Source organism: Sphingomonas ginsenosidimutans, assembly GCF_002374835.1.
Classification (GTDB): Bacteria; Pseudomonadota; Alphaproteobacteria; order Sphingomonadales; family Sphingomonadaceae; genus Sphingomonas; species Sphingomonas ginsenosidimutans.
This window is the reverse complement of the sequence record NZ_NWVD01000002.1, coordinates 150,851-177,714: the sequence shown is the minus strand read 5'-3', so window position 1 is coordinate 177,714 and position 26,864 is coordinate 150,851. Positions and strand designations below refer to the sequence as shown.

Genomic DNA, 26,864 nt, shown 5'->3' with positions numbered 1-26,864 from the left:
GGGGGAGCGATGCCGGGGGAATGGATGCTGGCGACCGCGGCGGCGGCGCAGGGGATGAACCCCGGTTTCGACGTGGCGGCGGCGAGCCGGGCGTATCTGGAGCTGCTGTCCGGTCCGGCGCGCGCGGCGTCGGACGCCTATTTCGAGGGCGGATACTGGCTGATCGCGTGGAATGCGCTGGTCGCGGTGCTGGTGTACGGCGTGGTGCTGGCGACGGGCTGGTCGGCGCGCTGGCGCGACTGGGCGGAACGCAGGACCCGGCGCCGCTGGCTGGTGCCGGCGTGGTACGCGCTGCCGTTCGTGATCGTGACCAGCGTCATGCTGCTGCCGTGGTCGGTCTACTCCGATTTCGTGCGCGAGCATCAGTACGGGCTGTCGAACCAGACATTCGCCGCCTGGGCGGGCGATGCGGCGAAGCTGCTGGCGATCGGGCTGGTCATCAATGCCGTGCTGTTCGTCGCGCTGTTCGCCGCGCTGCGCCGGTTCGCGCGGACGTGGTGGATATGGGGCACGCTGGGCACGGTAGCGGCGATGATGGTTGCCGTGGCGGTGACCCCGGTGTTCATCGCGCCGCTGTTCAACACCTATAGCGAACTGCCGGCCGGGCCGCTGCGCGAGCGGATCGTCGCGGTGGCGCGCGCACAGGGGATACCGGCGGACCATATCTACGTGTCCGACGCATCGCGGCAGACGAAGCGGATTTCCGCCAATGTCTCCGGCCTGGGGCCGACGATCCGCATCACGCTGAACGACAACCTCCTCAACCGCACCACCCCGGACGAGGTGGTGGCGGTGATGGGGCATGAGATGGGGCATTATGTGCTCCACCATATCTGGTGGTTGGTGGCGGAGTTCGCGGCGGTGGTCGCCGCATTGCTGTTCGCCGCGTCGCGGATCGGGCCGTGGTTGATCCGGCGCAACCCGCGCTGGGGCGTGCGCGATCTGGCCGACCCGGCGGCGACGCCGGTGCTGCTGGGGCTGATCGCGGCGGGGGCGATGGTGATGGAGCCGGTCAAGAACACGATCATCCGCCACAATGAAAGCGCGGCGGATGCGTTCGGGCTGGACGCGGCGCGGCAGCCCGATGCGTTCGCGATGACCGCGATCCGGCTGAGCGAGTATCGCAAGCTGGAGCCGACGCCGCTGGAGGAGGCGCTGTTCTTCGATCATCCGTCGGGGGCGACGCGTATCCGCATGGCGATGCAGTGGAAGAAGGATCACGTGCCCGGCGCGACGATCGTGCGGCCCGCGCGGCCGGCGGCGGGCGGCGGCGCGCAATGACGCGGCTGTTCGTGTTCGGGCTGGGCTACGCCGCGCGCGCGATAGCCGCGGCGGCGGGCGGGGTGGCGATGGCGACGACGCGCGACGGGCGCGACGGCACGATCCGCTTCGACGACGATGCGGCGGTGCGCGCGGGGGTGGCGGCGGCGACGCATGTGCTGTCGTCGGTGCCGCCGGAGGGCGACGCCGACCCGGTGCTGGCGCGCCATGGCGATGTGCTGTCGGGGAAGTGGCTGGGCTATCTGTCGTCCACCGGCGTCTATGGCGACACCGGCGGCGCGTGGGTGGACGAAGCCGCGCCCGCCGATCGCGGGCGGCGCGCGAACCGCAACGCCGCCGATGCGGCATGGCGGGGGCTGGGCGCGCGGGTGTTCCGCCTGCCGGGCATCTACGGCCCGGGGCGGTCGGCGCTGGAGCGGGTGGCGGAGGGCAAGGCACAGCGCACCGGGGTGGCCGGGCAGGTGTTCAGCCGCGTGCATGTGGCGGACATCGCCGCGGGCGTGGTGGCGGGGTTCGCCGCGCCGCCGGGGGTCTATAACCTGGCCGACGACGAACCGGCGCCGCAGGACGATGTGCTGGCGTTCGCGGCCGAACTGCTGGGGCTGCCCGCGCCGCCGGTGGTGCCGCTCGACGCGCTGACGCCGGCGGCGCGCGCCTTCCACTTGGAAAACCGCCGCGTCGCCAATGGCAAGGCGCGGCGCGTGCTGGGCTGGCGCCCGCTGTATCCCGATTACCGTGCCGGCCTGCGCGCGCTAAGCGCGACGACCAGCCCGATGCCGGCGAGCACGCCGCCCGCCGCCGCCAGCGGCGACCAGCGATAGCCCTCGAATAAGGTCGACAGCAGCATCGCGATGACGGGGACGATAACGCTGTTGTACGCCGCCTTCGCCGGGCCGATCGCGCGGATGATGCGGAAATAGAGCGTGAAGGCGAGGCTGGAGGCGACGACGCCCAGGTACAGCACCCCCGCGATATAGGACGGGCGCAAGTCGAACACCGGCGGGCCGGTGGTGATCCACGCCCAGGCGGCGTCCAGCCCGGCGCCGATCAGCATCGCCGCCGCCAGCGTCGGCACCATCGGATAGCGCGCGGCGGCGCGCGTCGCCTGCATCACGTTGGCGCAGGAGGCGGACAGGATCGCGCACAGCGTCAGCCCAATGCCCAGCAGCGACTGGCCGGGGCCGTTGGGATCGCTGCGCGCCTCCTGCACGAACAATAGCGCGACGCCGGCCATCGCCACCGCGCTGCCGGCCAGCAGCTGGCGCCCCAGCCGCTGCCCCAGGAACAGGCGCGCGAACAGCGCATTGGGCACCAGCAGCAGCGCGAAGGTGACCGCCACCAGCCCCGAGGTGATATGCTGTTCGGCGCGATAGACGAAGTTGAAGTTGAGCACGAACTGCAGCAGCCCGAGCGTCGCGGCGAAGCGCCAGAAGCCGGCGTCGCGGGTCACCACCTCGCGCCGCGCCATCGCCACCGCCTGCAACACCACGCCCGCCACCAGGAAGCGATAGGTGACCGACCAGCTGGGCGGCACGGTGCCCAGCTGGTCGCGGATGACGATCCACGTCGATCCCCAGATCAGCGTGACGATCGCGAACGGCACCAGCACCGCGGCGCGCGTGCTGTTGGGGCGGCGGTGGCCGATCAGGGCGCCGGGCGCCTCGCTCACAGCGCGGCGATCGCGTCGGCCAGCGGGCGCAGCGCATCCTCGCGCTGGTTCCAGCTGACCACCAGCCGCGCCTCGCCCGGCCCCCAGTCGTAGAAGTCGAAGCCCTGCGCGCGTAGCGCTGCCGCTTCGGCGGGGGTGACGCGCAGGAACAGCTCGTTCGCCTCCACGGGGTGGATCAGCCGGTCGCCAGCGGCGGCGGCGAGCAGCGCAGCGCCGGCGTTGCTGGCGCGCGCGCAGTCCAGCCACAGGTCGCCGTCGAGCATCGCGAGCAGCTGCGCCGCCAGATAGCGCCCCTTCGACAACAGGTGCCCGGCGCGCTTGCGGCGGAACAGCGTCGCCTCGGCCAGGGCGGGGTCGAAGAACACCAGCGCCTCGGCATTCATCCCGCCGTTCTTGACGAAGCCGAAGCTGAGCGCGTCGGCCCCGGCGCGCCACGTCAGGTCGGCGGGATGCGCGCCGGTCGCCACCACCGCATTGGCGAAGCGCGCGCCGTCGACGTGGAAGCCCAGCCCACGCTCCTTCGCCAGCGCGCCCAGCGCGGCGGTCTCGGCGGGGGTATAGACGCGGCCATATTCGGTGGCGTTGGTGATCGACAGCGCATGCGGGCGCTGTTGATGGACGTCGTAGCGCGCAAGCGACAGCACCGCCCCGGCGGTCTCCGGGGTCAGCTTCGCGCCGTCGCCGTCGGCGAGCATCAGCTTGGCGCCATGGGTGTAGAATTCGGGCGCGCCGCATTCGTCGTTCTGGATATGCGCGTCGCGGTGGCACACGACCGCGCCGTGCGGCGGGCACAGAGCGGCGAGCGCGAGGCAGTTGGCGGCGGTGCCGGTGGGCACCCACAGCGCGCGCACCTCGGTGTCGAACAGCGCGGAGAAGCGCGCGTCGAGCTGTTTCGACCAGCGATCGCCGTCATAGGCGGTGTCGAGATCGTCCGCCGCGACGATCGCGCGGAGGACGGCGGGGTGGACCGGGGCGGCATTGTCGGAAAAGAAACGCATGCCCGCCGCTGTCGGTCAGTGCGCGCGGCGGGTCAATATCGCTGACCGGAATGGCGGGCGTTGCCCGAGGCGCCGTTGAGCGACGTCGAAACGGTGCTTCGAGACGAGGCTTCGACGTCGCTCAGCCTCCTCAGCACGAACGGGTCATATGCCTGGATGTCGATCCGGCCCTAGAATTCGTCGGGCGGGGGCGGCGGGCGATCACGGTCGGCGGGGGCGCGGTCAGCGGGGATACGATCGCGCGGGCCGCGCAGCGGTTCGGGCGGGGGCGGCAGGTCGACGCCCAGGTCGCGCAACCGGTCGTAGGCGTCGCCGATCGCCGGGCGGGTCTGTTCGATCAGGTCGCCGACCGGGTCGACCCCCTCCACGTCCATGCCGTTCATGTCGACGGGTTCGTCCTCCTCGACCACCGGGTCGACGACGATCGGGATGTTGAGCGCGGACATCATGAACTGGCGCCAGATCTGCGCCGGGATGCCGCCGCCGTGGAGGCCCGGGTTGGGCGAATTGTCGTCGTTGCCGACCCACACGCCGACCACCAGATCGTTGGCGAAGCCGATGAACCACGCGTCGCGCCCGCTCTGGCTGGTGCCGGTCTTGCCGAACGCCTGCACCGGCAGGTTGGCGTCGCGCCCGGTGCCGCGGATCGAAGAGCCGAGCAGCGTGCGCATCTCGTCGCGGATCTTGCCGGGCATCGCGGTGTCGCGGCCCGCGATCGCCTCGTACCAGCTGGCGTTGCGGTTGCCCTCCACCCCGCGCGGCACCACCGGGTAGCGGCCGCCGGCGATCGCGGCATAGGCGGCGGTCAGTTCGAGCAGCGACACCTCCGACGTGCCCAGCCCGATCGTCGCCTCGTTCGCGATCGGGGTGGTGATGCCCAGGTCGCGCGCCGCCTTGATGACGTTGCGCACGCCGACTTCCTGCGTCAGCCGAGCGGCGACGACGTTGGAGGAGCGGGCGAAGGCGCGCTGGAGCGTGATCGGCCCCAGATAGCGGCCGTCGTCGTTGCGCGGCTTCCACCCGGCGATCTCAACCGGCGAATCGTCGCGCACCGTGTCGGGGGTGAGGCCCGCGCGCATCGCGGCGAGATAGACGAACAGCTTGAACGTCGATCCCGGCTGGCGCTTCGCCTGGACCGCGCGGTTGAACGGGCTGGCGCGGTAATCGCGCCCGCCGACCATCGCCACCACCTCGCCATCCGGCTTCATCGCGACCAAGGCGGCCTGCATCCGGCGCAGCGAGGCCTGGCGCACCACCCGTTCGGCGGTGCGTTGCAACTTGGGGTCCAGCGTGGTGCGCACCGTCGCGTCGGTGCCGGCATCGCCCGCCACCTCGCGCGCGGACGGCAGCACCCAGTCGGCGAAATAGGTGCCGGTCGGCAAGGTCTCGGGCCGGTCGGCCAGCACGCGCTGCGGCTGAACCGCGTCGGCCTGCGCCTTCGTCAGGAAACCGGCGTCGACCATCGCGCCGACCACCACCGCCTGGCGCGCGCGCGCGCCCTTCAGGTTGCCGGTGGGGGCCAGCCGCGACGGCGCCTTCACCAGCCCGGCCAGCATCGCCGCCTGACCGACGTTGAGCCGATCGGGGGTTCGCCCGAAATAATGTTTCGCCGCGGCGGTCAGGCCATAGACGTTGTCGCCGAAATAGACGTTCGACAGATAGCGCGACAGAATCTCGTCCTTGGTCAGCCACGCCTCCAGCCAGAAGGCGATCATCACCTCACGCAGCTTGCGCGCGGCGGTGCGATCCGAATCGAGGAAGGCGTTCTTCGCCAGCTGCTGCGTGATCGTGCTGCCGCCCTGGCGCACCCCGCCGGAACCGAGATTGGCGAAGGCGGCGCGCGCGATGCCGCGCGGGTCGATCCCCCAGTGCGAATAGAAGCGGCGGTCCTCGATCGCGATGAACGCATCGCGCACATGCGCGGGCAGCTTCGCGGCATCGACCGGCGTGCCGATGATCGCGCCGCGCCGCGCGATCGGCGTATTGTCGGCGGCGGTCAGCGTGATCGAGGGCGGGGTGGGCGGCTTGAGCGAGCGCGACAGCGGTGCGGTGACCGCCAGCCAGATCACCGCAAGGACGAACAGCACGATCCCCGCCGCCGCGCCGCGCACGATCCATTTGCCCGCGCCGGCGAAGCGGCGGCGACGCGGCGGGAGCGGGGGCGGCGCACCGTCCCAGCCGCCGCCACCCCAGCCGCCGCCACCCCAGCCGCCGCCATGCCCGTCACCGCCGCCGCTGCCGGTGGCGGGATCGCCGCCACCGTGCCACGCGTCGAACGAGGGCAACGGCGCCGGGGCGGGCGGCGGGGGCGGCGGCGCGGGATCGGCCGCATCGGCGCGGGCGTGATGATAGCGGACGCGGCCGGGTTCGTAGGGATCGGGGCGCATGGTCACTTGGTGTCTTACGTTGATATGACAGTCGCCGCAAGCCGGCGCCCGCCCCCAGGATAGCCGCGGACGCCGCAGCACGAAAGCGTCTCGCCGTAACTCTTGTTATCTTGTCGTTGACACGGGGCGCGCGGCTGGTCCACCCACGGCGCAACGACAGGCGGGCGGTGATCCGCATGCGGGAGAGCGAGCGATGGTCCTGACCAAAGGTGACGACTACCCCATCCACCAGACGCCCGACCCGGTGGCCTATGCCGGGACCGACCGGAATTTCTACGACCGCTATTATTTCAACGGCTATGCGCCGGGCGCGGAGGAGGATGGCTTCTTCGCGGCGGCGATGGGCATCTATCCGCACATCAACGTCATCGACGCCAGCTTCTGCTGGCTGATCGGGGGACGGCAGGTGAACCTGCACGCCAGCCGCGGGCTGGGGATGGAGCGGATGGACACGCGTGTCGGCCCGATCGCGATCGAGGTGGTCGAGCCGCTGCGCATCCTTCGCGTGACGGTGGACGCGCCGGACGAGCGCGTGCGCGCCGACATCACCTTCACCGGCCGCGCCTTTCCGCTGGAGGAGCCGCGCTTCACCCGCCGCAACGGGCCGCGCGTGCTGATGGACGTCACGCGGCTAACGCAGAACGGGCGCTACGCCGGCTGGGTCGAGGTGGACGGGGTGCGCACCGACGTCACCGGCTGGATCGGCACGCGCGACCGCAGCTGGGGCGTGCGCCCGATCGGCGCGCCCGACGCGCAGCCGCCCAGCCCGCCGGTCGCGCCGCAATTCTACTGGTTGTGGAGCCCGTGCGTGGTCGAGGGCGGCGACCTGTATTTCCACACTAACGACGATGCGCACGGCCGTTTCTGGAACCGGCGCGCGACCTGGCGGCCGGAGGGCGGCGGCGCGGCGGACGAGCATCATTACGACGATGCCGACTGCACGGTGCGCTGGCGCACCGGCACGCGGCGCGCGGAGGCGGCCGGCATCACGCTGCGCGATGCCGACGGGGAGACGCGCGTCGACTTCGCGATCGGGCGCACCTTCATGATGAAAGGGCTGGGCTATGGCCACCCGACATGGGCGCACGGGCTGAGCCACGGCGAGGCGCTGGCGGTCGAGCGCGAGGATTTCACACCCGAGGAATGCGACCCGATGCAGCCGCACCATCTGCACGTGCAGGCCAGCGTCGGGGTGACGATGACCGGGCCCGACGGGACGGTGCGGCGCGGCAAGGGGGTTCTGGAACAGCTGGTGATCGGTCCGCACGCACCGTCGGGCTTTCGCGACGTGATGGACCCGGCGTCGTGACCGGCACCCCGCTTCATGACCATCAGGTCGCGGCGTATCTGACGCGGCTGTGGGGGACGCCGGTCGCGATCGAGGGGCTGGCGCGGATCCCCGGCGGGGCGAGCCGCGAGACGTGGCGGTTCGACGCGCTGGTGGGCGAGGAGCGGCGCGCGCTGGTGCTGCGTCGCGATCCGGGCGGCAGCCTGATCGATACCGAGAGCGAGACCGAATATCGCGCCTATCAGACCGCGGCCGGGATCGTGCCCGTCCCCGGCGCGGTGGCGCTGGAGCGCGACGGCGCGGAGCTGGAACGGCCGTTCTTCGTCATGGAGCGGATCGACGGTGGCGAGGTGTGCTCGCCGTTCGTGACCGCGCCGTTCGGCGATCATGCCGCGACGCTGGGGCAGGCGTTCTTCGGCGCGCTGGGGCGGCTGGCGGCGGCGGATGCGACGGGCACGCCGCTCGCCGCGCACGCCCCCGCGCCCGCCCCGGACGCATGCTGGCGCGTCGCGCTGGACCAGTGGGAGCGAGTGATCGACGAGGATGCGGTGGCGCCGATCCCGGTGGTGCGCGCCGCGATCCGCCGGTTGCGCGCGCACCCGCCGCCGCCGGCACAGCGGATCGCGATCGTCCATGGCGACTATCGGTCCGGCAACATGATGCACGACGGCGCGGGCCGGATGCTGGCGATGTTCGACTGGGAAATGGCGCATCTGGGCGATCCGCTGGAGGATCTGGGCTGGGCGCTGGACCCGATCTGGGACCATTTCCAGCCCGGCATCGCGTGCGGGATGCTGCCGCGCGACGAAGCGCTGGCGGTGTGGCGCGCGCACAGCGGGCTGGACGTCGACCCGGTGGCGATGCGCTGGTGGGCGCTGTTCAATTCGGTGAAGGGCCGCGCGATCTGGACGTCGGCGTATCGCGAGTTCATCGACGGCGGGCGGACCGATCCGGTGCTGGCGTTTTCGGGCTGGTATCTGCCGCGGCGGCAGGATGCGATCATCGCCGCGCAGCTGGAGGGGCTGGCATGAGCGATATCGGCGAGGTGCTGACGGGAACGGGCCTGGTCGCGCTGGGCACGGGCGAGGCACTGGGCGCGACCCAGGCCTTCGGCGGGGCGATGCTGACCGTGGCGGGGTTGCTGGCGATGCTGGCCGCGCAGGAGGCCGGGCAGGCGGCGGCGTGGCGGATCGCCGATATCGCCGCGATGCGCGCACTGCTGGCGGAGGGCGGCGCTGCGGTGCCGGAGGTGGCCGAGGGATTCACGCTGGAGGCGCTGGACGCGGCGTGGAACGCGCTGTCCGCCGCGCTGGATGCGCATCATGCCGAGGTGGAGGCGCGGGGCGACCGGATGCGCGATGCCGCGATCTGCGCCTTCTATCGCGACAGCACGGCTCGCCGCGGGCTGGTGTGGCCGGGGTGATCTTACGAGCAATGGAGACGACGGACATGACGCAACTGGGCAATGAAGCGGTGCTGGTGGAGCGGCGCGGGCATGTGATGATCGTGACGATCAACCGGCCGGAAGCGCGCAACGCGGTCAACCGCTTCGTCCACGAAGGCGTGGGGGATGCGCTGGCGGCGGCCGATGCCGACCCGGACGTGCGGTGCGTGATCGTCACCGGGGCCGGCGACAAGTCGTTCTGCGCCGGTGCCGATCTGGTCGCGCTGTCGCGCGGCGAAAGCCTGGCGCCCGACGATCGCGCCAAGCAGGCGTGGGGCTTTGCCGGACTGGTCAGCCACGCGATTTCCACGCCCGTCATCGCGGCGGTGAACGGTCACGCGCTGGGCGGCGGGCTTGAGATCACGCTGGCGTGCGACCTGGCGGTGGCGGTCGATACCGCGCAGTTCGGCCTGCCCGAACCCAAGCGCGGGCTGTTCGCGGCGGCGGGCGGGGTGTTCCGCCTGCCCGAGCAATTGCCGCGCAAGATCGCGATGGAGATGATCCTGACCGGGGAGCCGATCAGTGCGCAGCGCGCGCTGGACCTGGGGCTGGTCAATGCGCTGGCGCCGGCCGGGCAGGTCGTCGACGCCGCGCTGGCGCTGGCGGAGAAGATCGTGGCCAATGCGCCGTTGTCGGTGCAGGCGTCGAAGCGGATGGCGCAGGGGATCGTCGAGGGCAAGGTCCCGCACGAAGAAGCGGCGTGGAAGCAGAACCGCGCCGAAAGCGGCATCGTCTTCACGAGCGAGGATTCGCGCGAAGGACCGCTGGCGTTCGCGCAGAAGCGTGCGCCGGTGTGGAAGGCCAAGTGATGGCGGATGCCGAACGCATCGCGGTGATCGTGGGGGTGGGGCAGGTCAACGACCGCCCCGCCGACCCGGCACAAGGGATGGAGCCGGTGGCGCTGATGCGCGCCGCGCTGGACGTGGCGGACCGCGATGCGGGCGGCGGCTGGCTGGCCGACGTCGGCTCGCTGGGCGTCGTCCAGCAGATCAGCTTCCGCGACCAGAACCCGCTGGCCGACAAGGTCGCGGCAGCGATCGGCGCGGGCGGGGCGGCGGCGTATGAATCGGTCGGCCCCAACGGCGACAGCCCGATCCTGCTGCTGAACGAGGCGGCGAACCGGATCGCGCGCGGCGAGGTGCGGGTCGCCGCGGTGGTCGGCGCGGAGGCGCTGCGCACCGCCAGCCAGCGCGCCGCGCTGGCGGCCAAGACCAGCGTCGCCGAACAGAATCCGATGGCCAATCTGGCGAAGCGCGCGAAGCCCGGTTATCGCCAGCGTTACGGGCTGGCGATGCCGGTCGACGTCTATCCGCTGTACGAGAATGCCGGGCGCGCCGCTTATGGCCAGACGCTGGCCGAAGGGCAGCGCGAATCGGGCGAGATCTGGTCGCGGTTCAGCCAGGTCGCGGCGCAGACCCCGGCGGCGTGGATCCACGCGCCGCGCACCCCCGAAGAGATCGTGACGGCGACCGCGGACAACCGCCCGATCGCCTTTCCCTACACCAAGCTGATGGTCGCCAATTCCAGCGTCAACCAGGGAGCCGGCTTCATCGTCACCAGCCTGGCCGAGGCGCGGCGGCGCGGCGTGCCGGAGGCGCGGATCGTCTATGTCGGGCGCGGCGCGGCGGCGCATGAGAGCGACGATTATCTGGCGCGCGACCGCTACGACTTGTCGCCCAGCATGGCGACGTGCCTGACGCGCACGCTGGAATGGAACGGGGTGACGGTGGACGACCTCGACCTGGTCGAGCTGTATTCCTGCTTCCCGTGCGTCCCCAAGATGGCGCGGCGGGTGATCGGCTGGCCGGTCGACCGGCCGGCGACGGTGTTCGGCGGGCTGACGTTCGGCGGCGGGCCGATCGGCAATTACATGAGCCATGCGGTCGCCGAGATGGTCGATGCGCTGCGCGCCGGCGCGGGGACGACGGGGCTGCTGTTCGCCAACGGCGGCTTTGCGACGCACAATCATGCGATCGTGCTGGCCACCGATCCGCTGCCCGGTGCGGGCGCGGCGCACGATTTCGACGTGCAAGCCGACGCGGATGCGGCGCGCGGGCCGGTGCCCGAACTGGTCAAGGAGTACGTCGGCCAGGCGACGGTCGAGACCTATACCGTGTTCTACAAGCGCGACGGGTCGCCGCGCGCCGGCGTGATCGTGGCGCGCACCCCGGCGGGCGCACGCACGCTCGCGAAGGTGCCCGCCGACGACGCCGGGACGATCGCGTGGCTGACGGATGGCGCCGCCGAACCGGTCGGCAGTGTCGGCGAGATCGTGGTGGACGGCGAGGACATGGTGTGGAAACGCGCGACCGGATGAGCGACCCCGCGCCGATCCGCCCGCGCCGCAGCGCGCTGTACCTGCCCGCGTCCAACGCGCGCGCCATCGACAAGGCGCGCACGCTGGACTGCGACGTCGTGATCCTGGACCTGGAGGATGCGGTCGCGCCCGATCAGAAGGCGGCGGCGCGCGACGCGGCGGTGGCGGCGATGCGCGGCGGCGGGTTCGGGCATCGCGAACTGGTGGTGCGCGCCAATGCGCTCGACACGGCATGGGGTGCGGACGATCTGGCGGCGCTGGCGGGAAGCGGCGTGGCGGCGGTGTTGCTGCCCAAGGTATCGGCCCCCGCCACGCTGGCGCAGGCGCGCGCCACGCTGGGCGACGGCCCGGCGCTCTGGGCGATGATCGAGACGTGCCGTGCGATCCTCGACCTGCCAGCGATCGTCGGTGCGGCGGATGCCACCGGGCTGGCGGCGCTGGTGGTCGGGACCAACGATCTGGCCAAGGAGATGCGCTGCCGTCCCGGCGCCACCCGTGCGCCGCTGCTGCCGATCCTGACGCAGGTGGTGCTGGCGGCGCGGATGGCGGGGCTGATCGCGCTGGACGGCGTGTGCAACGTGCTGGACGACGACGCGGTGGTGGAGGCCGAGTGCCGGCAGGGGCTGGACTGGGGCTTCGACGGCAAGACGCTGATCCACCCGGCGCAGATCGCCGCGGCGAACCGGGTGTTCACCCCCGCGCCCGCCGAGGTCGAATGGGCGCAGACGGTAGAGGCGGCGTTCGCGCTGCCGGACAACGCCGGCAAGGGCGCGATCCGCGTCGAGGGCAAGATGGTGGAACTGCTCCACCTGGAGGAAGCGCGCCGCACGCTGGCGATCGTGGGGGCGATCGCGCGCGGGGTGGCGGGGCGGTAGGGCGCGCGCCATGGGCCTGCCCGGACAGCTGGGATTGACGTTGCCGATCGTGCAGGCGCCGATGGCGGGCGTGTCCACGCCGGCGATGGCGGCGGCCGTATCCGAGGCAGGCGCGCTGGGGTCGATCGCCGTCGGCGCGGTGGAGGTGGACCGGGCGCGGGCGATGATCCGCGCCACGCGCGAGCGGACGATGCGGGCGTTCAACGTGAACCTGTTCGTTCATGCGACGCCGCGCGCCGACGCGGCGCGGGAAGCGCGGTGGATCGGGGCGCTTGCGCCGCTTTTCGACCGTTACGGCGGCACACCGCCGGCCGCGCTGCGGACGATCTACACCAGTTTCGACGATGACGACGACATGCTGGCGATGCTGGTTGACGAGGCGCCGCCGGTGGTCAGCTTCCATTTCGGCATCCCGAAGCCCGGCCGGATCGCGGCGCTGAAGCGCGCGGGCTGCGTCCTGTTCGCCTCCGCGACCAGCCTTGCCGAGGCGCGGGCGATCGTGGCGGCGGGGTTCGACGTCGTCGTCGCGCAGGGGTGGGAAGCGGGCGGCCATCGCGGCATGTTCGATCCGGCGGCGGCGGACGACCGGCTCGGCACGCTCGCGCTCACCAGGCTGCTGGTCAGGGAAACGGACGTGCCGGTGGTCGCCGCCGGCGGGATCATGGACGGCGCCGGAATCCGGGCGGTGCTGGCGCTGGGCGCGGCGGCGGCGCAGCTGGGCACCGCGTTCATCGCCTGTCCCGAAAGCAGCGCCGACGCGGCCTATCGCGCGGCGCTTGCCGGGGAGGGCGCGAACCATACGGTCATGACGCGCGCCATTTCGGGCCGGCCGGCGCGCTGCCTGCCCAATCTGTTCACCCGGTGGGGCGAGACGGTGTCGGCGGCGACGCCCGATTATCCGATCGCCTATGACGCGGGCAAGGCGCTGAACGCCGCGGCGAAGGCGGCCGGCGAAGGTGGCTTCGGCGCGCAATGGGCCGGTCAGGGCGCGCCGCTTCACCGCGCGATGCCGGCGGCTGCGCTGGTCGAGTTGATGTGGCGGGAGGCGGTACAGGCGGGCGCGCCGGCGCGTCAGTAGAAGCGGCGCAGCGTCAGGGTGCGCTTCGTGCCGTCGCACATCGCCAGTTGCACCGCGCGGCCGGGCGTGCCGGTCGGCCAGCGCGCCATCGGGGTGCCGATATAGCCGGGGGTGACCGCAATGCCGTCCACCGCGCAGATCGTGTCGCCCTCACGCCAGCCCGCCGCCGCCGCCGGGCCGCCGCGCATGACGTGGAGCACCTTCAGCCGGTTGCCCGCCAGCCCCAGCAGCAGCCCGCTGGTCGACCGGTCGGGGGTGCGCGCGGCGCTTTCGGCGCGCAGCAGCATGTGCCTCGCGCCGGGATCGAGCAGCACGCGATAGCGTTGCAGAAAGCCCGAGCCGATCCGCCCGGCGGTGCCGATCGTCTCCGAAAAGCCGCCCGCGCCCTCGATCCGCACCTCCACGTCGCGTGCGGCGACCTGCCCGATCGTCAGCATCGGCACGATCGCGACGTCGCTGACCACCGGGCCGGCGAGGCCGTAGGAGATCGTGGTGGTCGCCCCCGGCGGGCCGCCCGCCGCCGCCCAGGCGGGGGCCGCGACGGTCACCGCCGCGCCGTCGCCGGTATCGACCACCATCGGGCGTAGCGGGCGACCCGCCAGTGCGGCGGTGGTGACGTACAATTGCCGGTCGGGCGCGATCGACAGCGGCGCCGACGGCGCGGCGAACGGCATCCGCCCGCTCTTCAGCAGCCGGAACCGGCGCGCCTGATAGTCGATGTCGAGCGCATAGGGTGCGGTCAGGTCGCGCCCGACCAGCAGGTCGACCGCCGCCGCGCCGTCATGCCCGCCGCCGGTCGCCGCCGCGGGCAGGTCCGCGATCAGCAGCGCGCCGCCGCGCCGCGTCAGCCCGCCCAGCGTCAGCGTCGTGATCGGCGTCTTGCCCACCGTCAGCGTGCCGCCGATGACGTCGGCGCGCCCTTCCTCGGTCACGCGCAGATCGTTGGCGGTGGCATAGGCGCGCGACAGCACCGACATGCTGACCCCGGTGTCGAGGATCGCGGTGACGCGCCGCCCGCCCAGCGTCATCGTGAAGCGGATCTGGTTGCCCGCCGTCAGGTCGAACGGCACCCAGTGCGATTCCTCATTGGGCGCGAGCGTATCGACCGGCGCGCGCGACGGGGCGGTGGCAAGCGAGGTGGCGGCGGCGGCGAGGAGCAGCGGCAGGAGGATGGCGGGCACGCGAATGTCCTAGAGCGTTTCCCGGGCGGGTTGAACCGTTGCCGTGCGGGTGCGTGTTTTCGGGGCGGGGCGATCGCCAGACGTATCGTGCGCGATGACCGACACCCCGGGCCGAACGTCCTGTTCGTCATGCCGGACCCGTTCCGGCATCCACCGTTCCGCACCATCCGCCGCTTGTGCATGTGCGGCGCGGTGGATGCCGGGACAAGCCCGGCATGACGGGGGAGGTGGCGCAGCCTGGCGCCCGGATCAGGCGATTACAGGCAGGCTTCCAGATACGCCTGGTCGAAGCCGAACTGCTTGGCCTTGTCGATCGTGTACGGGCGCAGCCCCATCGAGCGATATTCGCCGATGATCTTCCCGTCGGCGCTTTCGTCCAGATATTCGAACTTGAACAGCTCCTGCGTGACGATCACCGGGCCTTCCATGCCGATCACCTCGGTGATGTTGGTGACGCGGCGGCTGCCGTCGCGCAGGCGCTTCACCTGGATGATCATGTCGACCGAATCGGCGATCTGGCGGCTGATCGCCTCCTTGGGCACCTTGATGTCCGACATCATCACCATGTTCTCCATACGCGCCAGCGCCTCGCGCGGGGAGTTGGAGTGGAGCGTACACATCGACCCGTCGTGGCCGGTGTTCATCGCGGCGAGCATGTCGAAACATTCGGAGCCACGGATTTCGCCCAGGATGATGCGGTCCGGGCGCATACGCAGCGCGTTCTTGACGAGATCGCGGATCGAGATCTCGCCCTGACCTTCCAGATTGGCCGGGCGGGTTTCAAGCGGCAGCCAGTGCGGCTGCTGCAGGCGAAGCTCGGCGGCGTCCTCGATCGTCAGCACGCGCTCGCCCGGGTCGATCATCTTAGACAGCGCGTTGAGCATCGTCGTCTTGCCCGAGCCGGTGCCGCCCGAGATGACGACATTGAAGCGGCACGCGCCCGCGATCTTCAGCGCGGTGGCCATCTTGGTCGACATGCTGCCGAACCCGGCCATCATGTCGAGCGTGATCGGCTTGGCGGAGAATTTACGGATCGAGATGGCGGTGCCGCGCAGGCTGAGCGGCGGCACGATGACGTTGACGCGGCTGCCGTCCTTCAGGCGCGCGTCGGCCAGCGGGGTAGTCTGGTCGACGCGGCGGCCGACCGAGTTGCAGATGCGCTGCGCGATCTGGAACAGATGCTCCTCGTCGCGAAAGGCGATCTGCGCCAGTTCCAGCTTGCCCTTGCGCTCCACGAACGTCTGTTCGGGGCCGTTGACCATGATGTCGCTGATGTCGGGGTCGGCGAGCAGTTCCTCGAGCGGTCCCAGCCCGAGCAGCTCGTCGACCAGCACCTTTTCCAGCGCGAACTGTTCGCGGCGGTTGAGCGTCAGCTTCAGCTCGGCCAGCACTTCGCCGATGATCGGGCGGAATTCCTCCGCCAGCTCGTCCTTGCCCAGCGTCGCGGCGGCTTCGGGATCGACGCGCTCCAGCAGGCGCGGGAGCACCTGTTCCTTGATCTTGTGGATCGACGCCTCGAACCCCTCGACACGGCTGTTGCCGGCCTCGCCGCTGGCGTTCTGGCGATCGGACAGCCGCTGCATCGCGTCGATCTGCGACTGGGGCGTAGTGTTCGTGATATCGATGGGCGAATCGTCGGGGCGCAGCGCGAGCGAATCGAGCGGCGGGAACTGATCGAGCGACGGTGCGGGCGCAGGCGCCGGGGTGTCGGCCCGCTGCCCGCCCTGCATCGGGCGCGCGACCCCGAATCCGGTGCGGGTCCCGCCCGTCGCCATGCCGCCGTTGCGCCGTCCGAACGCGCTCATCGTCGTTGTTCCGTTCCCTGGGTTCGGTGAACGGGAGTAAGCGGCAGGCCTTTACAATTGCCTAACCATCGGACGCGGCGGCGCGCCGCACCGCCTCCACGAAGGCGAGCCGCCGGGCGTCGTCGGGCAAGGCGGGGTCGTGGCGTTCCGCGGCGGCGCGTTCCGCAAGCGTGGACGCCCAGTGACGGTGCGCTTCGTCCCCGGCGACCAGCGTCGCGGCGGGGAACAGATCGCGCAGCGCGGCTCCGCCATCGCCGTCCAATGCGGCATGGCACAGCCCGCGCGGCGTGGTGGCGACCAGCAGCGGCCCCGGCGCGGTGTCGACGATCGACCAGTGGATCGTCACCCCCGCGCCGCCGTCCGCGAAGGTGGCGGGGGCCATGCCCAGCCGCGCGGCATCGGCGTAGAAGCGGCTGGGGGCGGCATAGCCTGCGGCGTAGATGGCGTCGGTGACGCTGGCCGCGCCGCGCAGCCGCTCGGCCGCGCGTGCGGCACGCAGCGCGCGCGCATAGCCTGCCGGGGTCAGCCCGGTGTCGCGTTTGAACAGGCGCAGGAAGTGATGCGGGGCATAGCCGACCGCAGCGGCCAGCGCGGCGAGCGGCGGCGGGGCACCGTGCGCGGCGGCGATCAGCCGGGTCGCATCGGCCACCGCCGTGCGGTCGCGCGCGATCGAATCGGGGCAGCAGCGCCGGCACGCGCGATAGCCGCGCGCGCGGGCGGCGGCGGCGTCGGCCAGTATTTCCACATTCTCGCGCCGCGGGCGGCGCGCGGCGCAGCTGGGCCGGCAATAGATGCCGGTGGTGCGCACCGCGACGACGAAGCGGTCGTCGTGGCGCCGGTCGCGGCGGGCGAAGGCGTCCCATGCCTCGTCCAGGGTCAGGCCGGCGATGGAGGTGGCGTCGCTCATCACGCTTATGTATGCGATCGCGACGCGCCGGCCATCCCGCGGCTTGCGCCCGAAACGACAAGCGGCGGGGCAGGAGGCCGAGAGAGGATGAGCGCCACGCAGCCCGTGCTGATCGATGCGGTGGGCGACGGCGTCGCGATCGTCACGCTCAACCGGCCGGAGGCGATGAACGCGCTGTCCGTCGCGATGCGCGGGGCATTGTACGATGCGATGCGGCAGGTGGATGCCGACCCGGCGATCCGCTGCGTCGTGCTGACGGGGGCCGGCACGCGCGCGTTCACCGCCGGGCTGGACCTCAAGGAACTGGGCAGCGTCGACGGCGCGCTGGGCGCGGCCAATGCCAGCGGCCCCGCCGACAATCCGGTGCGCGCGATCGAATCATGCCGCAAGCCGGTGATCGGCGCGATCAACGGCGTCGCGATCACCGGCGGGTTCGAGGTCGCGCTGGCGTGCGACATGTTGATCGCCAGCGACACCGCGCGCTTCGCCGATACCCATGCGCGCGTCGGCGTGATGCCGGGCTGGGGGCTGAGCCAGAAGCTGTCGCGGCTGATCGGCATCGCGCGCGCCAAGGAACTGTCGCTGTCGGGCAATTTCCTGGACGCGGCGACCGCCGAACGCTGGGGGCTGGTCAACCGCGTGGTCGCGCCCGACGCGCTGCTGCCCGCCGCGATCGCGCTGGCGGCGGATATCGCATCGGCGGATGCGGCGTTCATCGCGGACTACAAGCGGCTGATCGACGACGGCTTCGGGCTGCCGTTCGCGGCGGCGCTGGCGCTGGAGGAGGAGCGGTCGACCGCGGCCAATGCGCGCGTCACGCCGGCGGCGGTCGAGGCGCGGCGCGCGGCGGTGCAGGCGCGCGGGCGGGCACAATGAAGCGATGATGAACAAGCTTCCGTCCATCCGGTTGCATAGCGGCCCCCCCTTTGCTACGCGCCCGGCATCCCAAGCGAGGTGCGTTTCGCGCGCCATCCCTTCGCATGGGCCAACACCCTTGGGTTTTCGAGGAAAGTGAATCGCGTGGAGAGCTCCAGCGGTAATCAGGGCAGCAACATTCAGGCCAGCCTGGGCGGCCGCTATGCGAGTGCGCTGTTCGATCTGGCGGTGGAGGCCAAGGCCGTCGACCGAGTCGAGGAAAGCCTGACCGCCGTGCGCCAGGCGCTGGCCGAATCGGCCGATTTCCGTATGCTGACCGCATCGCCGGTGGTGGCGCGTGGGCAGGCGGTGAAGGCGGTGCTGGCCACCGCCGACCAGCTGGGGCTGGACACCACGACGAAGAGCTTCCTGGGGGTGCTGGCGGAGAACCGCCGCCTGTCGCAGCTGCCGCAGGTCATCGCCGCCTATCGCACGCTGGCCGCGCGCCACCGCGGCGAAACCACCGCGGAGGTGACCAGCGCCCACCCGCTGTCCGACGACCAGGTTGAGGAGCTGAAGCAGCAGCTGCGCCGCCGTGTCGGTCGCGAGGTGTCGGTCGACCTGACGGTCGATCCCGCGATCCTGGGCGGGCTGGTCGTCCGCATCGGTTCCCAGATGATCGATTCGTCGATCCGCACCCGTTTGAATGCGCTCGCCAGCGCGATGAAAGGCTGACGTAATGGATATCCGCGCCGCAGAAATCTCCAAGGTCATCAAGGACCAGATCGCCAATTTCGGCACCGAGGCCGAAGTGAGCGAAACCGGCCAGGTGCTGAGCGTCGGCGACGGCATCGCGCGCATCTACGGCCTCGACAACGTCCAGGCGGGCGAGATGGTCGAATTCGCCAACGGCGTGCAGGGCATGGCGCTGAACCTGGAGGCGGACAATGTCGGCGTCGTGATCTTCGGCTCCGACGCCGAGATCAAGGAAGGCGACACCGTCAAGCGCACCGGCACGATCGTCGACGTCCCCGTCGGCAAGGGCCTGCTGGGCCGCGTCGTGGACGGCCTGGGCAACCCGATCGACGGCAAGGGGCCGATCGTCGCCGAGAAGCGCAGCCGCGTCGAGGTGAAGGCGCCGGGCATCATCCCGCGCAAGTCGGTGCACGAGCCGGTGCAGACCGGGCTGAAGGCGATCGACGCGCTGGTGCCGGTCGGCCGCGGCCAGCGCGAGCTGATCATCGGCGACCGCCAGACCGGCAAGTCGGCGGTCGCGATCGACACGTTCATCAACCAGAAGCAGGCGAACGCCGGCAGCGACGAATCGAAGAAGCTGTACTGCATCTACGTCGCGGTCGGGCAGAAGCGCTCGACCGTCGCGCAGCTGGTCCGCACGCTGGAGGAAAACGGCGCGATGGAATATTCCATCGTCGTCGCCGCCACCGCGTCGGACCCCGCGCCGCTGCAGTTCCTGGCGCCGTACACCGGCTGCGCGATGGGCGAATATTTCCGCGACAATGCGATGCACGCGGTGATCGTCTATGACGATCTGTCGAAGCAGGCGGTGGCGTATCGCCAGATGTCGCTGCTGCTGCGCCGTCCGCCGGGCCGCGAAGCCTATCCGGGCGACGTCTTCTATCTCCACTCGCGCTTGCTGGAGCGCGCGGCGAAGATGAACGACGACAACGGCAACGGTTCGCTGACCGCGCTGCCGATCATCGAGACGCAGGCGGGCGACGTGTCGGCGTACATCCCGACCAACGTGATCTCGATCACCGACGGCCAGATCTTCCTGGAAACCGACCTGTTCTTCGCCGGCATCCGCCCGGCGATCAACGTCGGCCTGTCGGTCAGCCGCGTCGGTTCGGCCGCGCAGACCAAGGCGATGAAGAAGGTGTCCGGCTCGATCAAGCTGGAGCTGGCGCAGTATCGCGAGATGGCCGCGTTCGCGCAGTTCGGATCGGACCTCGACGCTTCCACGCAGAAGCTGCTGAACCGCGGCGCGCGGCTGACCGAGCTGCTCAAGCAGCCGCAGTTCAACCCGATGCCGTTCGAGGAGCAGACCGCGTCGATCTACGCCGGCACCAACGGCTATATCGACAGCGTGCCGGTCGCCGACGTGACCCGCTACGAAGCGGCGATGCTGGCGTTCCTGCGCGATCGCCACGCCGGCGTGCTGACCGCGATCCGCGACACGCGCGAGCTGGGCAAGGACACCGAGGCGCAGCTGAAGGCGGCGCTGGACGAATTCGCTAAGACGTTCGCGTAATCATTTGGCCCTCTCCCCGCCGGGGAGAGGGTTGGGAGAGGGGCCGCCCCACGCGGCACCGCTCGTGACAACCCCTCACCCCAACCCTCTCCCCGGAGGGGAGAGGGAGCAAGAAGAAGAGCATGGCGTCACTGAAAGCCCTCAAGATCCGCATCGGCTCGGTGAAGTCGACGCAGAAGATCACCAAGGCGATGAAGATGGTCGCCGCCGCCAAGCTGCGCCGCGCGCAGGAAGCGGCGGTCGCCGGGCGCCCCTATGCCGAGCGGCTGGAGGCGGTGGTCGCCAGCCTGGCGAAGAACGTCGGCGTCGGCGCATCGCCGCTGATGGCGGGGACGGGCAAGGACCAGGTCCACATGCTGGTCGTCGCCACGTCCGAGCGCGGGCTGGCGGGTGCGTTCAACACCAACATCGTGCGCGCCGCGCGCCGCAAGGCCGAGGAGCTGGAGGCCGCGGGCAAGACCGTCGTCTTCTATCTGGCGGGCAAGAAGGGCCGCGTGCTGCGCCGCTTCTATCCCAAGGGGATCGCGGTGGACCGCGACCTGTCGGAGATGAAGGTCGCCGGGTTCGACCATGCCAAGGCGATCGCCGACGACCTGATCGCGCGGTTCGAGGCGGGCGAGTTCGACGTCGCGCACCTGTTCTACGCCCGCTTCCAGTCGGCGCTGGTGCAGGAGCCGGTCGCGCAGCAGATCATCCCGGTGGCGATCCCCGCGAGCGCCGCGCCGAAGCTGGCCAACAGCGGCGACGCGACCGTCGCCTATGAGCCGAGCGAGGAAGCGATCCTGGCGGACCTGCTGCCGCGCAACGTGGCGATCCAGATCTTCCGCGCTCTGCTGGAAAATGCCGCGTCGGAACAGGGCAGCCGGATGACCGCGATGGACAATGCCACGCGCAACGCCGGCGACATGATCAAGCGGCTGAGCATCCAGTACAACCGTGCCCGCCAGGCGGCGATCACGACCGAGCTGGTCGAGATCATCTCGGGCGCGGAGGCGCTGTGATCCGACGCGCCCTGTCCGGCCTGGCGATCGCGATCACCGCGGCGGGCTGTTCGCCGTCCGGCGCGGGCGATGACGCGCGCGCCAATGCCGTGACGGGCAATGCGCTCGCGCCCGCGCCGACCGCATCGGCGACCTGGGACGGGCCGAAGCTGGCCGGCGGCAGCTGGGCGGGCGTGTTCACCACTCCGGCGACCGCGATCGATCTGTTCGGTCGGATCGGCCTGCGCCCCGGCGCCTATCGTCAGGCGGGCGCAACATGGGAGTCGCGTGCGGTACCGACGCCGCTGACCGATCCGTCGGCGCGTGACGTCGTCGTCGCTGATTTCGTCGCCAGCGGCACGCGCGCGCGGATCGACACGCTGGCCTTCACGCTGCACGAACCGGCCGCGTCGAACGACCAGCAGGCGCGCGACCAGTTCGAACAGTGGATCGCGCAGGCGCTGGCGCAGTTGGGCGTGACCGGCGGCGACACCGTCACCAAGGCGATCCATGGGCAGAAGCCGCTGTCCGGCCAGCTGAAGGGCGGCGCGGATTATCGCGTTACCCGTACCACCACCCCCAAGGAGCGGCTGACGGCCGTGACCTTCACCCGCTCCGCGTCTATATCGGGGCAGACGAACCAAGGAAGCATGTGATGGCAACCGCCGCTGAAGACATCCGTCCGGCCACCGGCTCGGGCAGCAACAATGTGGGCCGTATCGCGCAGGTGATCGGCGCCGTCGTCGACGTGCAGTTCGGCACCCAACTGCCCGCGATCCTGTCGGCGCTGGAGACCGAGAATAACGGCCAGCGGCTGGTGCTCGAGGTGGCGCAGCATCTGGGCGAGAACACCGTCCGCACGATCGCGATGGATTCGACCGAGGGGCTGACCCGCGGCCAGACCGTCACCGACACCGGCGCGCAGATCCAGATGCCGGTCGGCCCCGCGACGCTGGGCCGCATCATGAACGTCGTCGGCGAGCCGATCGACGAGCGCGGCCCGATCGCCACCGACCTGCGCGCGCCGATCCACGCCAAGGCGCCGGAATTCGTCGACCAGTCGACCGAAAGCGCGATCCTGGTGACGGGCATCAAGGTCATCGACCTGCTCGCGCCCTACGCCAAGGGCGGCAAGATCGGCCTGTTCGGCGGCGCGGGCGTCGGCAAGACCGTGCTGATCCAGGAACTGATCAACAACATCGCCAAGGGCCATGGCGGCACGTCGGTGTTCGCGGGCGTGGGTGAGCGGACCCGCGAGGGTAACGACCTGTACCACGAATTCCTCGACGCGGGCGTCATCGCCAAGGACGCCGACGGCAAGGCGATCAGCGAGGGGTCGAAGGTCGCGCTCGTCTATGGCCAGATGAACGAGCCGCCGGGGGCGCGTGCGCGCGTCGCGCTGTCGGGCCTCGCCATCGCGGAATATTTCCGCGACCAGGAAGGGCAGGACGTGCTGTTCTTCGTCGACAACATCTTCCGCTTCACGCAGGCGGGCGCGGAAGTGTCGGCGCTGCTGGGCCGCATCCCGTCGGCGGTGGGTTACCAGCCGACGCTGTCGACCGACATGGGCGCGTTGCAGGAGCGCATCACCTCCACCAACAAGGGGTCGATCACCTCGGTGCAGGCGGTGTACGTCCCCGCGGACGACCTGACCGACCCGGCGCCGGCGACGTCGTTCGCGCACCTTGACGCGACGACCGTGCTGAACCGCGCGATTTCCGAGCTGGGCATCTACCCGGCGGTCGATCCGCTCGACTCGACCAGCCGCGTGCTGGAGCCGCGCATCGTCGGCCAGGATCACTATGAAACCGCGCGTGCGGTCCAGGCGATCCTGCAGAAGTACAAGGCACTGCAGGACATCATCGCCATCCTGGGCATGGACGAGCTGTCCGAGGAGGACAAGCTGACCGTCCAGCGCGCGCGCAAGATCCAGCGCTTTCTGTCGCAGCCGTTCCACGTCGCCGAGGTGTTCACCGGCATCGCGGGCAAGTTCGTGCAGATCGAGGACACGATTCGCAGCTTCAAGGCGGTGGTGAACGGCGAATACGATCACCTGCCGGAAAGCGCCTTCTACATGGTCGGCGGGATCGACGAAGCCGTCGCCAAGGCCGAGAAGATGGCGCAGGAGGCGTAAGCCTTTCGCGTGAAGCCCCTCCCTTGCCGGGAGGGGCTGTTGAGGTAGAGATATGCTGCACTTCGAACTGGTCACTCCCGAACGCCTGGTCCGCTCGGACGAGGTCTATATGGTCACCGTGCCGGGTGCCGACGGCGATTTCGCGGTGCTGGAAGGCCATGCGCCGTTCATGTCGACGATCCGCGACGGCGACGTGCTGGTGCAGAAGACGCAAGGCGGCGCGCCCGAGACGATCGCGATCCGCGGCGGCTTCGCCGAGGTCAATGCGCGCGGGCTTACCGTGCTGGCCGAACACGCCGGCTGACGCGGCGTCCCGGACGGGATCGATGACGGGCGTCCCGCGGTGCGGGGCGCCCGTTTCGCTGTCGGGGGGCGGCGACCGGCGCCCGCCGCCGTCCCGCGATCCGACCGCTCAGGCCCCGGCGCGTTCGCCGGTGCGCAGGGTCAGTACCTCCACCCCGCGCGCGGTGACCGCGACGGTGTGTTCGAACTGCGCGGACAGCTTCCCGTCGGCGGTGACGACGGTCCAACCGTCATCTTCCCCCACCACGCGGCGGGTGCCCTGGTTGAGCATCGGCTCGATCGTGAAGGTCATCCCCTCGCGCAGTTCGACGCCGGTGCCCGCGCGGCCGAAGTGCAGCACCTGCGGCTCCTCGTGCATGTCGCGGCCGATGCCGTGGCCGCAATAGTCGCGGACCACCGAATAGCCGTTCTTCTTCGCATGGCGCTCGATCGCGAAGCCGATGTCGCCCAGCCGCGCGCCGGGCCGCACCTGCGCGATCCCCTTCCACAACGCCTCCTGCGTGACGCGCACCAGCCGCCGCGCGGCGGGCGGGGCGGCGCCGACGACATAGGTCTTGCTGGAATCGGCGATGAACCCGTTCTTTTCCAGCGTGATGTCGAGATTCACGATATCGCCGTCGCGGATGACGACGCCGGCATCGGGGACGCCGTGGCAGACGACGTTGTTGATCGACGAATTGAGGACATAGGCGAAGCCGTACTGCCCCTTGCTGGCGGGGCGGGCGGCGAGATCGTCGGTGATGAAGCGTTCGACCAGATCGTTGACCTCCAGCGTCGAGCGCCCGGCCAGGTCGATCGTGTCGAGCATCTCGAACACCTGCGCCAGCAGCCGCCCGGAGATGCGCATCAGCGCCAGTTCGTCGGGCGTCTTGACCATGGGTTGGGTTACCTTCTGCACGATGTCACAGGAAGCTGTAGGGGTCGACGTCGACCGCGACGCGGACCTTGGCGGGCCAGTCGAGCGCGCCCAGCCAGTCGCGGATCACGTCCTGCACGTCCAGCGCGCGGCGGGCGTGGACCAGCAGGCGGTAGCGGTGGCGCCCGCGCAGCATCGCCAGCGGCGCGGGGGCGGGGCCGTACACCTCCATGCCCTCGACGCGCGGGGCGCTGCGCCCGACCGCGCGGGCGGTTTCCAGCGCCGCGGGCTGATCCTCGCTAGACACGATGATCGCGGCGTAACGGCCGAACGGCGGCGCGTCGGCATCGCGGCGCGCCTCGGTCTCGGCAGCGTAGAAGGCGTCGGCGTCGCCGGTGACCAGCGCCTGCATCACCGCGGCCCTGGGGCTGTGCGTCTGGATGAAGACATGGCCCGGCTTGGCCCCGCGGCCCGCGCGCCCCGATACCTGGCGGATCTGCTGGAAGGTGCGTTCCGCGGCGCGCAGGTCGCCGCCGTCCAGCCCCAGATCGGCGTCGATCACGCCGACCAATGTCAGGTTGGGGAAATGATAGCCCTTGGTCACCAATTGCGTACCGACGACGATGTCGATCGCGCCTTCCTCCATCCGCGCGACGAAGTCGGCGGCGCGGGCGGGCGACCAGATTGTGTCCGACGTCACCACCGCGGTGCGCGCCTCGGGGAAGAGCGCCGCGACCTCGTCCGCGATCCGCTCCACGCCGGGGCCGCAGGCGACCAACGTATCCTCGTTCTGGCATTCCGGGCACAGCCGCGGGACCGGCTCGACATGCCCGCAATGATGGCAGGCGAGCCGGCGGGTCAGTCGGTGTTCGACCATCCAGGCGGTGCAGTTCGGGCATTGGAAGCGATGCCCGCAGGTGCGACACAGGGTGAGCGGGGCATAGCCGCGACGGTTGAGGAACAGCAACGACTGTTCGCCGCGCTCCAGCGTCTCGCCCAGCGCGGTGACCAGCCGCGGGCTGATCCAGCGGCCGCGCTCGGGCGGTTCGGCGATCAGGTCGATCGCCGCGATCGTCGGCAATTGCGCCGCACCGTAGCGGCCGGGGAGCTTCACCTCGGCATAATGGCCGAGCGCGACCTGATGACGGGTTTCGATCGCGGGCGTCGCGCTGGCCAGGATCACCGGGCAGCGTTCGAACTTGGCGCGCATCACCGCGACGTCGCGCGCATGGTAATGGACCCCATCCTCCTGCTTGAAGCTGGTTTCGTGCGCCTCGTCGATGACGATCAGGCCCAGGTCGGCATAGGGCAGGAACAGCGCGGAGCGCGCGCCGACGGTGACGCGCGCCTCCCCGCCGGCGATGGCGCGCCACGCGCGGCGGCGCTGGGTGGAGCGCAGGCCGGAATGCCACGCCACCGGCTCGCACCCGAAACGGTCGTGGAACCGCTTCAGGAACGGTTCGGTCAGCGCGATTTCGGGCAGCATCACCAGCACCTGCCGGCGACTGCGCAGCGCGGTGGCGACCGCCTCGAAATAGACCTCGGTCTTGCCCGATCCGGTCACGCCGTCGAGCAGCGTCGGCGCGAAGGCGGCGGCAGCGACCCCGGCGGACAAGGTGTCTGCGGCGGCGCGCTGATCGTCGGACAGCTGCGGGGGGGCGTGATCGGGGTCGGGGACGGGAAAGGGGCTGTCGATATCGACCTCCACCGCCTCGATCGCGCCGGCCTTCACCAGCCCGCGGATCACGGCGTCGCTGACCTCCGCGATCGTCGCCAGCTCGCGGATCAGCCCCTGCCGCTCGCCGATCCGCTCCAGCGCCTGCGCGCGCTGCGGGGTGAGGCGATCGGGGACGTGGCCGGTGGCACGATATTCGGTGGCGGTGCGCGATCCTTCCAGCGCGGCATTCGACGACAGCGCCATGCGGACCACCGCGGCAGGCGGCGCGAGATAGTAATCGGCGGTCCATTCGATCAGCCGGCGCAGCGGCGCGCGCAGCGGCGGCACGTCGGCGACCGCCAGCAGGTTGCGCAGGCGATTGTCGCCGACCTCCGCATCGGAGGGCATCCGCTCCGCCTCCCACGCGACGCCGGTCAGCTGGCGCGGCCCCAGCGGGGCGACGACGATCGACCCCGGCTCCACCACCATGCCGTGCGGCACGCGATAGTCGAGCGGGCCGAGCGCCGAATTGAGGACCAGGACGCGCGCGCGGGAAGACATTGCCGTCCCATATGGGAGC

24 protein-coding genes are annotated in these 26,864 nt (G+C 70.8%); 16 read left to right on the top strand and 8 right to left on the bottom strand.

The annotated features are described in order from the left end of the window. Positions 1-9: 9 nt before the first annotated feature. Entirely contained in the window at positions 10-1,281 is a 1,272-nt protein-coding gene (locus COA17_RS06445; protein WP_245857498.1) for a M48 family metallopeptidase, read from the top strand. Beyond that, positions 1,278-2,102: a Rossmann-fold NAD(P)-binding domain-containing protein gene (locus COA17_RS06440; protein WP_096611626.1), complete on the top strand. Its 825-nt coding sequence runs from the start codon at positions 1,278-1,280 to the stop codon at positions 2,100-2,102. Before COA17_RS06445 ends, COA17_RS06440 begins: the two co-directional genes overlap by 4 nt. Here COA17_RS06440 and COA17_RS06435 read toward each other — a convergent pair. From COA17_RS06435 to COA17_RS06425, 3 genes are all read right to left on the bottom strand, one after another. Continuing rightward, the gene (locus COA17_RS06435; RefSeq protein ID WP_245857495.1) at positions 2,012-2,950 is read right to left on the bottom strand and encodes a DMT family transporter; all 939 of its coding nucleotides are present in this window, start codon (positions 2,948-2,950) and stop codon (positions 2,012-2,014) included. The genes COA17_RS06440 and COA17_RS06435 overlap by 91 nt on opposite strands. Next, on the bottom strand, positions 2,947-3,948 hold the full coding sequence (locus tag COA17_RS06430) for a threonine aldolase family protein (RefSeq protein ID WP_096611066.1): 1,002 nt from the start codon (positions 3,946-3,948) through the stop codon (positions 2,947-2,949). The genes COA17_RS06435 and COA17_RS06430 overlap by 4 nt, the downstream gene beginning before the upstream one ends. Positions 3,949-4,118: 170 nt before the next feature. Beyond that, positions 4,119-6,335, bottom strand: a complete 2,217-nt coding sequence (locus tag COA17_RS06425; RefSeq protein WP_096611064.1) for a transglycosylase domain-containing protein — start codon at positions 6,333-6,335, stop codon at positions 4,119-4,121. A gap of 193 nt (positions 6,336-6,528) precedes the next feature. Between COA17_RS06425 and COA17_RS06420 the strand changes: the two genes are divergently transcribed. From COA17_RS06420 to COA17_RS06390, 7 genes are read left to right on the top strand one after another with little or no spacing between them, the layout of a single operon-like run. After that, on the top strand, positions 6,529-7,644 hold the full coding sequence (locus COA17_RS06420) for an Rv3169 family protein (RefSeq protein ID WP_066491527.1): 1,116 nt from the start codon (positions 6,529-6,531) through the stop codon (positions 7,642-7,644). After that, entirely contained in the window at positions 7,641-8,654 is a 1,014-nt protein-coding gene (locus tag COA17_RS06415) for a phosphotransferase family protein (protein ID WP_082741094.1), read from the top strand. Before COA17_RS06420 ends, COA17_RS06415 begins: the two co-directional genes overlap by 4 nt. Beyond that, on the top strand, positions 8,651-9,046 hold the full coding sequence (locus tag COA17_RS06410) for a hypothetical protein (RefSeq protein WP_066491528.1): 396 nt from the start codon (positions 8,651-8,653) through the stop codon (positions 9,044-9,046). The genes COA17_RS06415 and COA17_RS06410 overlap by 4 nt, the downstream gene beginning before the upstream one ends. A gap of 26 nt (positions 9,047-9,072) precedes the next feature. Further along, complete coding sequence (locus COA17_RS06405; RefSeq protein ID WP_066491536.1) at positions 9,073-9,876, top strand: crotonase/enoyl-CoA hydratase family protein; 804 nt, start codon at positions 9,073-9,075, stop codon at positions 9,874-9,876. Further along, entirely contained in the window at positions 9,876-11,384 is a 1,509-nt protein-coding gene (locus COA17_RS06400; RefSeq protein ID WP_096611062.1) for an acetyl-CoA acetyltransferase, read from the top strand. Before COA17_RS06405 ends, COA17_RS06400 begins: the two co-directional genes overlap by 1 nt. Then, a complete protein-coding gene (locus COA17_RS06395) occupies positions 11,381-12,259 on the top strand; it encodes an HpcH/HpaI aldolase/citrate lyase family protein (RefSeq protein ID WP_096611622.1) in 879 nt (292 codons plus the stop codon). Before COA17_RS06400 ends, COA17_RS06395 begins: the two co-directional genes overlap by 4 nt. Before the next feature lie 10 nt (positions 12,260-12,269). After that, positions 12,270-13,337, top strand: a complete 1,068-nt coding sequence (locus COA17_RS06390; protein ID WP_096611060.1) for an NAD(P)H-dependent flavin oxidoreductase — start codon at positions 12,270-12,272, stop codon at positions 13,335-13,337. On the opposite strand, the gene COA17_RS06385 is transcribed toward COA17_RS06390, so the two are convergent. The 3 genes from COA17_RS06385 to COA17_RS06375 all read right to left on the bottom strand — a co-directional run bounded on the left by COA17_RS06385 (position 13,331) and on the right by COA17_RS06375 (position 17,230). Next, positions 13,331-14,518: a retropepsin-like aspartic protease gene (locus COA17_RS06385; protein WP_245857492.1), complete on the bottom strand. Its 1,188-nt coding sequence runs from the start codon at positions 14,516-14,518 to the stop codon at positions 13,331-13,333. The genes COA17_RS06390 and COA17_RS06385 overlap by 7 nt on opposite strands. 257 nt (positions 14,519-14,775) lie before the next feature. After that, positions 14,776-16,323, bottom strand: a complete 1,548-nt coding sequence (locus COA17_RS06380; RefSeq protein WP_176484824.1) for a TadA family conjugal transfer-associated ATPase — start codon at positions 16,321-16,323, stop codon at positions 14,776-14,778. 61 nt (positions 16,324-16,384) lie between these two features. After that, a complete protein-coding gene (locus COA17_RS06375; RefSeq protein WP_066491267.1) occupies positions 16,385-17,230 on the bottom strand; it encodes an Ada metal-binding domain-containing protein in 846 nt (281 codons plus the stop codon). A gap of 87 nt (positions 17,231-17,317) precedes the next feature. Here COA17_RS06375 and COA17_RS06370 point away from each other — a divergent pair, with 87 nt between their 5' ends. The 7 genes from COA17_RS06370 to COA17_RS06340 all read left to right on the top strand — a co-directional run bounded on the left by COA17_RS06370 (position 17,318) and on the right by COA17_RS06340 (position 23,772). Then, positions 17,318-18,106: an enoyl-CoA hydratase gene (locus COA17_RS06370; RefSeq protein ID WP_096611058.1), complete on the top strand. Its 789-nt coding sequence runs from the start codon at positions 17,318-17,320 to the stop codon at positions 18,104-18,106. Positions 18,107-18,250: 144 nt separating this feature from the next. Further along, positions 18,251-18,820: a F0F1 ATP synthase subunit delta gene (locus tag COA17_RS06365; RefSeq protein ID WP_176484823.1), complete on the top strand. Its 570-nt coding sequence runs from the start codon at positions 18,251-18,253 to the stop codon at positions 18,818-18,820. Between the two features lie 4 nt (positions 18,821-18,824). Next, entirely contained in the window at positions 18,825-20,354 is a 1,530-nt protein-coding gene (atpA, locus tag COA17_RS06360) for a F0F1 ATP synthase subunit alpha (RefSeq protein WP_066491266.1), read from the top strand. Positions 20,355-20,476: 122 nt separating this feature from the next. After that, complete coding sequence (locus COA17_RS06355) at positions 20,477-21,355, top strand: F0F1 ATP synthase subunit gamma (RefSeq protein WP_096611057.1); 879 nt, start codon at positions 20,477-20,479, stop codon at positions 21,353-21,355. Further along, the gene (locus COA17_RS06350) at positions 21,352-21,990 is read left to right on the top strand and encodes a hypothetical protein (RefSeq protein WP_096611055.1); all 639 of its coding nucleotides are present in this window, start codon (positions 21,352-21,354) and stop codon (positions 21,988-21,990) included. The genes COA17_RS06355 and COA17_RS06350 overlap by 4 nt, the downstream gene beginning before the upstream one ends. Further along, positions 21,990-23,468 carry a F0F1 ATP synthase subunit beta gene (gene atpD / locus COA17_RS06345; protein WP_066491260.1) on the top strand — a complete coding sequence of 493 codons (1,479 nt, stop codon included), beginning with the start codon at positions 21,990-21,992 and terminating at the stop codon, positions 23,466-23,468. The genes COA17_RS06350 and atpD overlap by 1 nt, the downstream gene beginning before the upstream one ends. A 52-nt stretch (positions 23,469-23,520) precedes the next feature. After that, positions 23,521-23,772, top strand: a complete 252-nt coding sequence (locus COA17_RS06340; protein ID WP_066491255.1) for an ATP synthase F1 subunit epsilon — start codon at positions 23,521-23,523, stop codon at positions 23,770-23,772. A 108-nt stretch (positions 23,773-23,880) separates the two neighbouring features. On the opposite strand, the gene map is transcribed toward COA17_RS06340, so the two are convergent. Both map and COA17_RS06330 read right to left on the bottom strand, forming a co-directional pair. Continuing rightward, positions 23,881-24,648 carry a type I methionyl aminopeptidase gene (gene map / locus COA17_RS06335; RefSeq protein ID WP_096611053.1) on the bottom strand — a complete coding sequence of 256 codons (768 nt, stop codon included), beginning with the start codon at positions 24,646-24,648 and terminating at the stop codon, positions 23,881-23,883. A 25-nt stretch (positions 24,649-24,673) separates the two neighbouring features. Beyond that, on the bottom strand, positions 24,674-26,845 hold the full coding sequence (locus COA17_RS06330) for a primosomal protein N' (protein WP_096611051.1): 2,172 nt from the start codon (positions 26,843-26,845) through the stop codon (positions 24,674-24,676). Positions 26,846-26,864 lie beyond the last annotated feature (19 nt).

What these genes read in the sequence shown, in the direction of transcription:
- COA17_RS06370 (WP_096611058.1), top strand. Translation starts at nt 17,318, where the DNA reads ATGAGCGCCACGCAGCCCGTGCTGATCGATGCGGTGGGCGACGGCGTC.
- COA17_RS06445 (WP_245857498.1), top strand. Translation starts at nt 10, where the DNA reads ATGCCGGGGGAATGGATGCTGGCGACCGCGGCGGCGGCGCAGGGGATG.
- COA17_RS06425 (WP_096611064.1), bottom strand. Translation starts at nt 6,335, where the DNA reads ATGCGCCCCGATCCCTACGAACCCGGCCGCGTCCGCTATCATCACGCC.
- map (WP_096611053.1), bottom strand. Translation starts at nt 24,648, where the DNA reads ATGGTCAAGACGCCCGACGAACTGGCGCTGATGCGCATCTCCGGGCGG.
- COA17_RS06420 (WP_066491527.1), top strand. Translation starts at nt 6,529, where the DNA reads ATGGTCCTGACCAAAGGTGACGACTACCCCATCCACCAGACGCCCGAC.
- COA17_RS06355 (WP_096611057.1), top strand. Translation starts at nt 20,477, where the DNA reads ATGGCGTCACTGAAAGCCCTCAAGATCCGCATCGGCTCGGTGAAGTCG.
- atpD (WP_066491260.1), top strand. Translation starts at nt 21,990, where the DNA reads ATGGCAACCGCCGCTGAAGACATCCGTCCGGCCACCGGCTCGGGCAGC.
- atpA (WP_066491266.1), top strand. Translation starts at nt 18,825, where the DNA reads ATGGATATCCGCGCCGCAGAAATCTCCAAGGTCATCAAGGACCAGATC.
- COA17_RS06330 (WP_096611051.1), bottom strand. Translation starts at nt 26,845, where the DNA reads ATGTCTTCCCGCGCGCGCGTCCTGGTCCTCAATTCGGCGCTCGGCCCG.
- COA17_RS06340 (WP_066491255.1), top strand. Translation starts at nt 23,521, where the DNA reads ATGCTGCACTTCGAACTGGTCACTCCCGAACGCCTGGTCCGCTCGGAC.
- COA17_RS06380 (WP_176484824.1), bottom strand. Translation starts at nt 16,323, where the DNA reads ATGAGCGCGTTCGGACGGCGCAACGGCGGCATGGCGACGGGCGGGACC.
- COA17_RS06400 (WP_096611062.1), top strand. Translation starts at nt 9,876, where the DNA reads ATGGCGGATGCCGAACGCATCGCGGTGATCGTGGGGGTGGGGCAGGTC.
- COA17_RS06395 (WP_096611622.1), top strand. Translation starts at nt 11,381, where the DNA reads ATGAGCGACCCCGCGCCGATCCGCCCGCGCCGCAGCGCGCTGTACCTG.
- COA17_RS06430 (WP_096611066.1), bottom strand. Translation starts at nt 3,948, where the DNA reads ATGCGTTTCTTTTCCGACAATGCCGCCCCGGTCCACCCCGCCGTCCTC.
- COA17_RS06375 (WP_066491267.1), bottom strand. Translation starts at nt 17,230, where the DNA reads ATGAGCGACGCCACCTCCATCGCCGGCCTGACCCTGGACGAGGCATGG.
- COA17_RS06410 (WP_066491528.1), top strand. Translation starts at nt 8,651, where the DNA reads ATGAGCGATATCGGCGAGGTGCTGACGGGAACGGGCCTGGTCGCGCTG.
- COA17_RS06405 (WP_066491536.1), top strand. Translation starts at nt 9,073, where the DNA reads ATGACGCAACTGGGCAATGAAGCGGTGCTGGTGGAGCGGCGCGGGCAT.
- COA17_RS06390 (WP_096611060.1), top strand. Translation starts at nt 12,270, where the DNA reads ATGGGCCTGCCCGGACAGCTGGGATTGACGTTGCCGATCGTGCAGGCG.
- COA17_RS06440 (WP_096611626.1), top strand. Translation starts at nt 1,278, where the DNA reads ATGACGCGGCTGTTCGTGTTCGGGCTGGGCTACGCCGCGCGCGCGATA.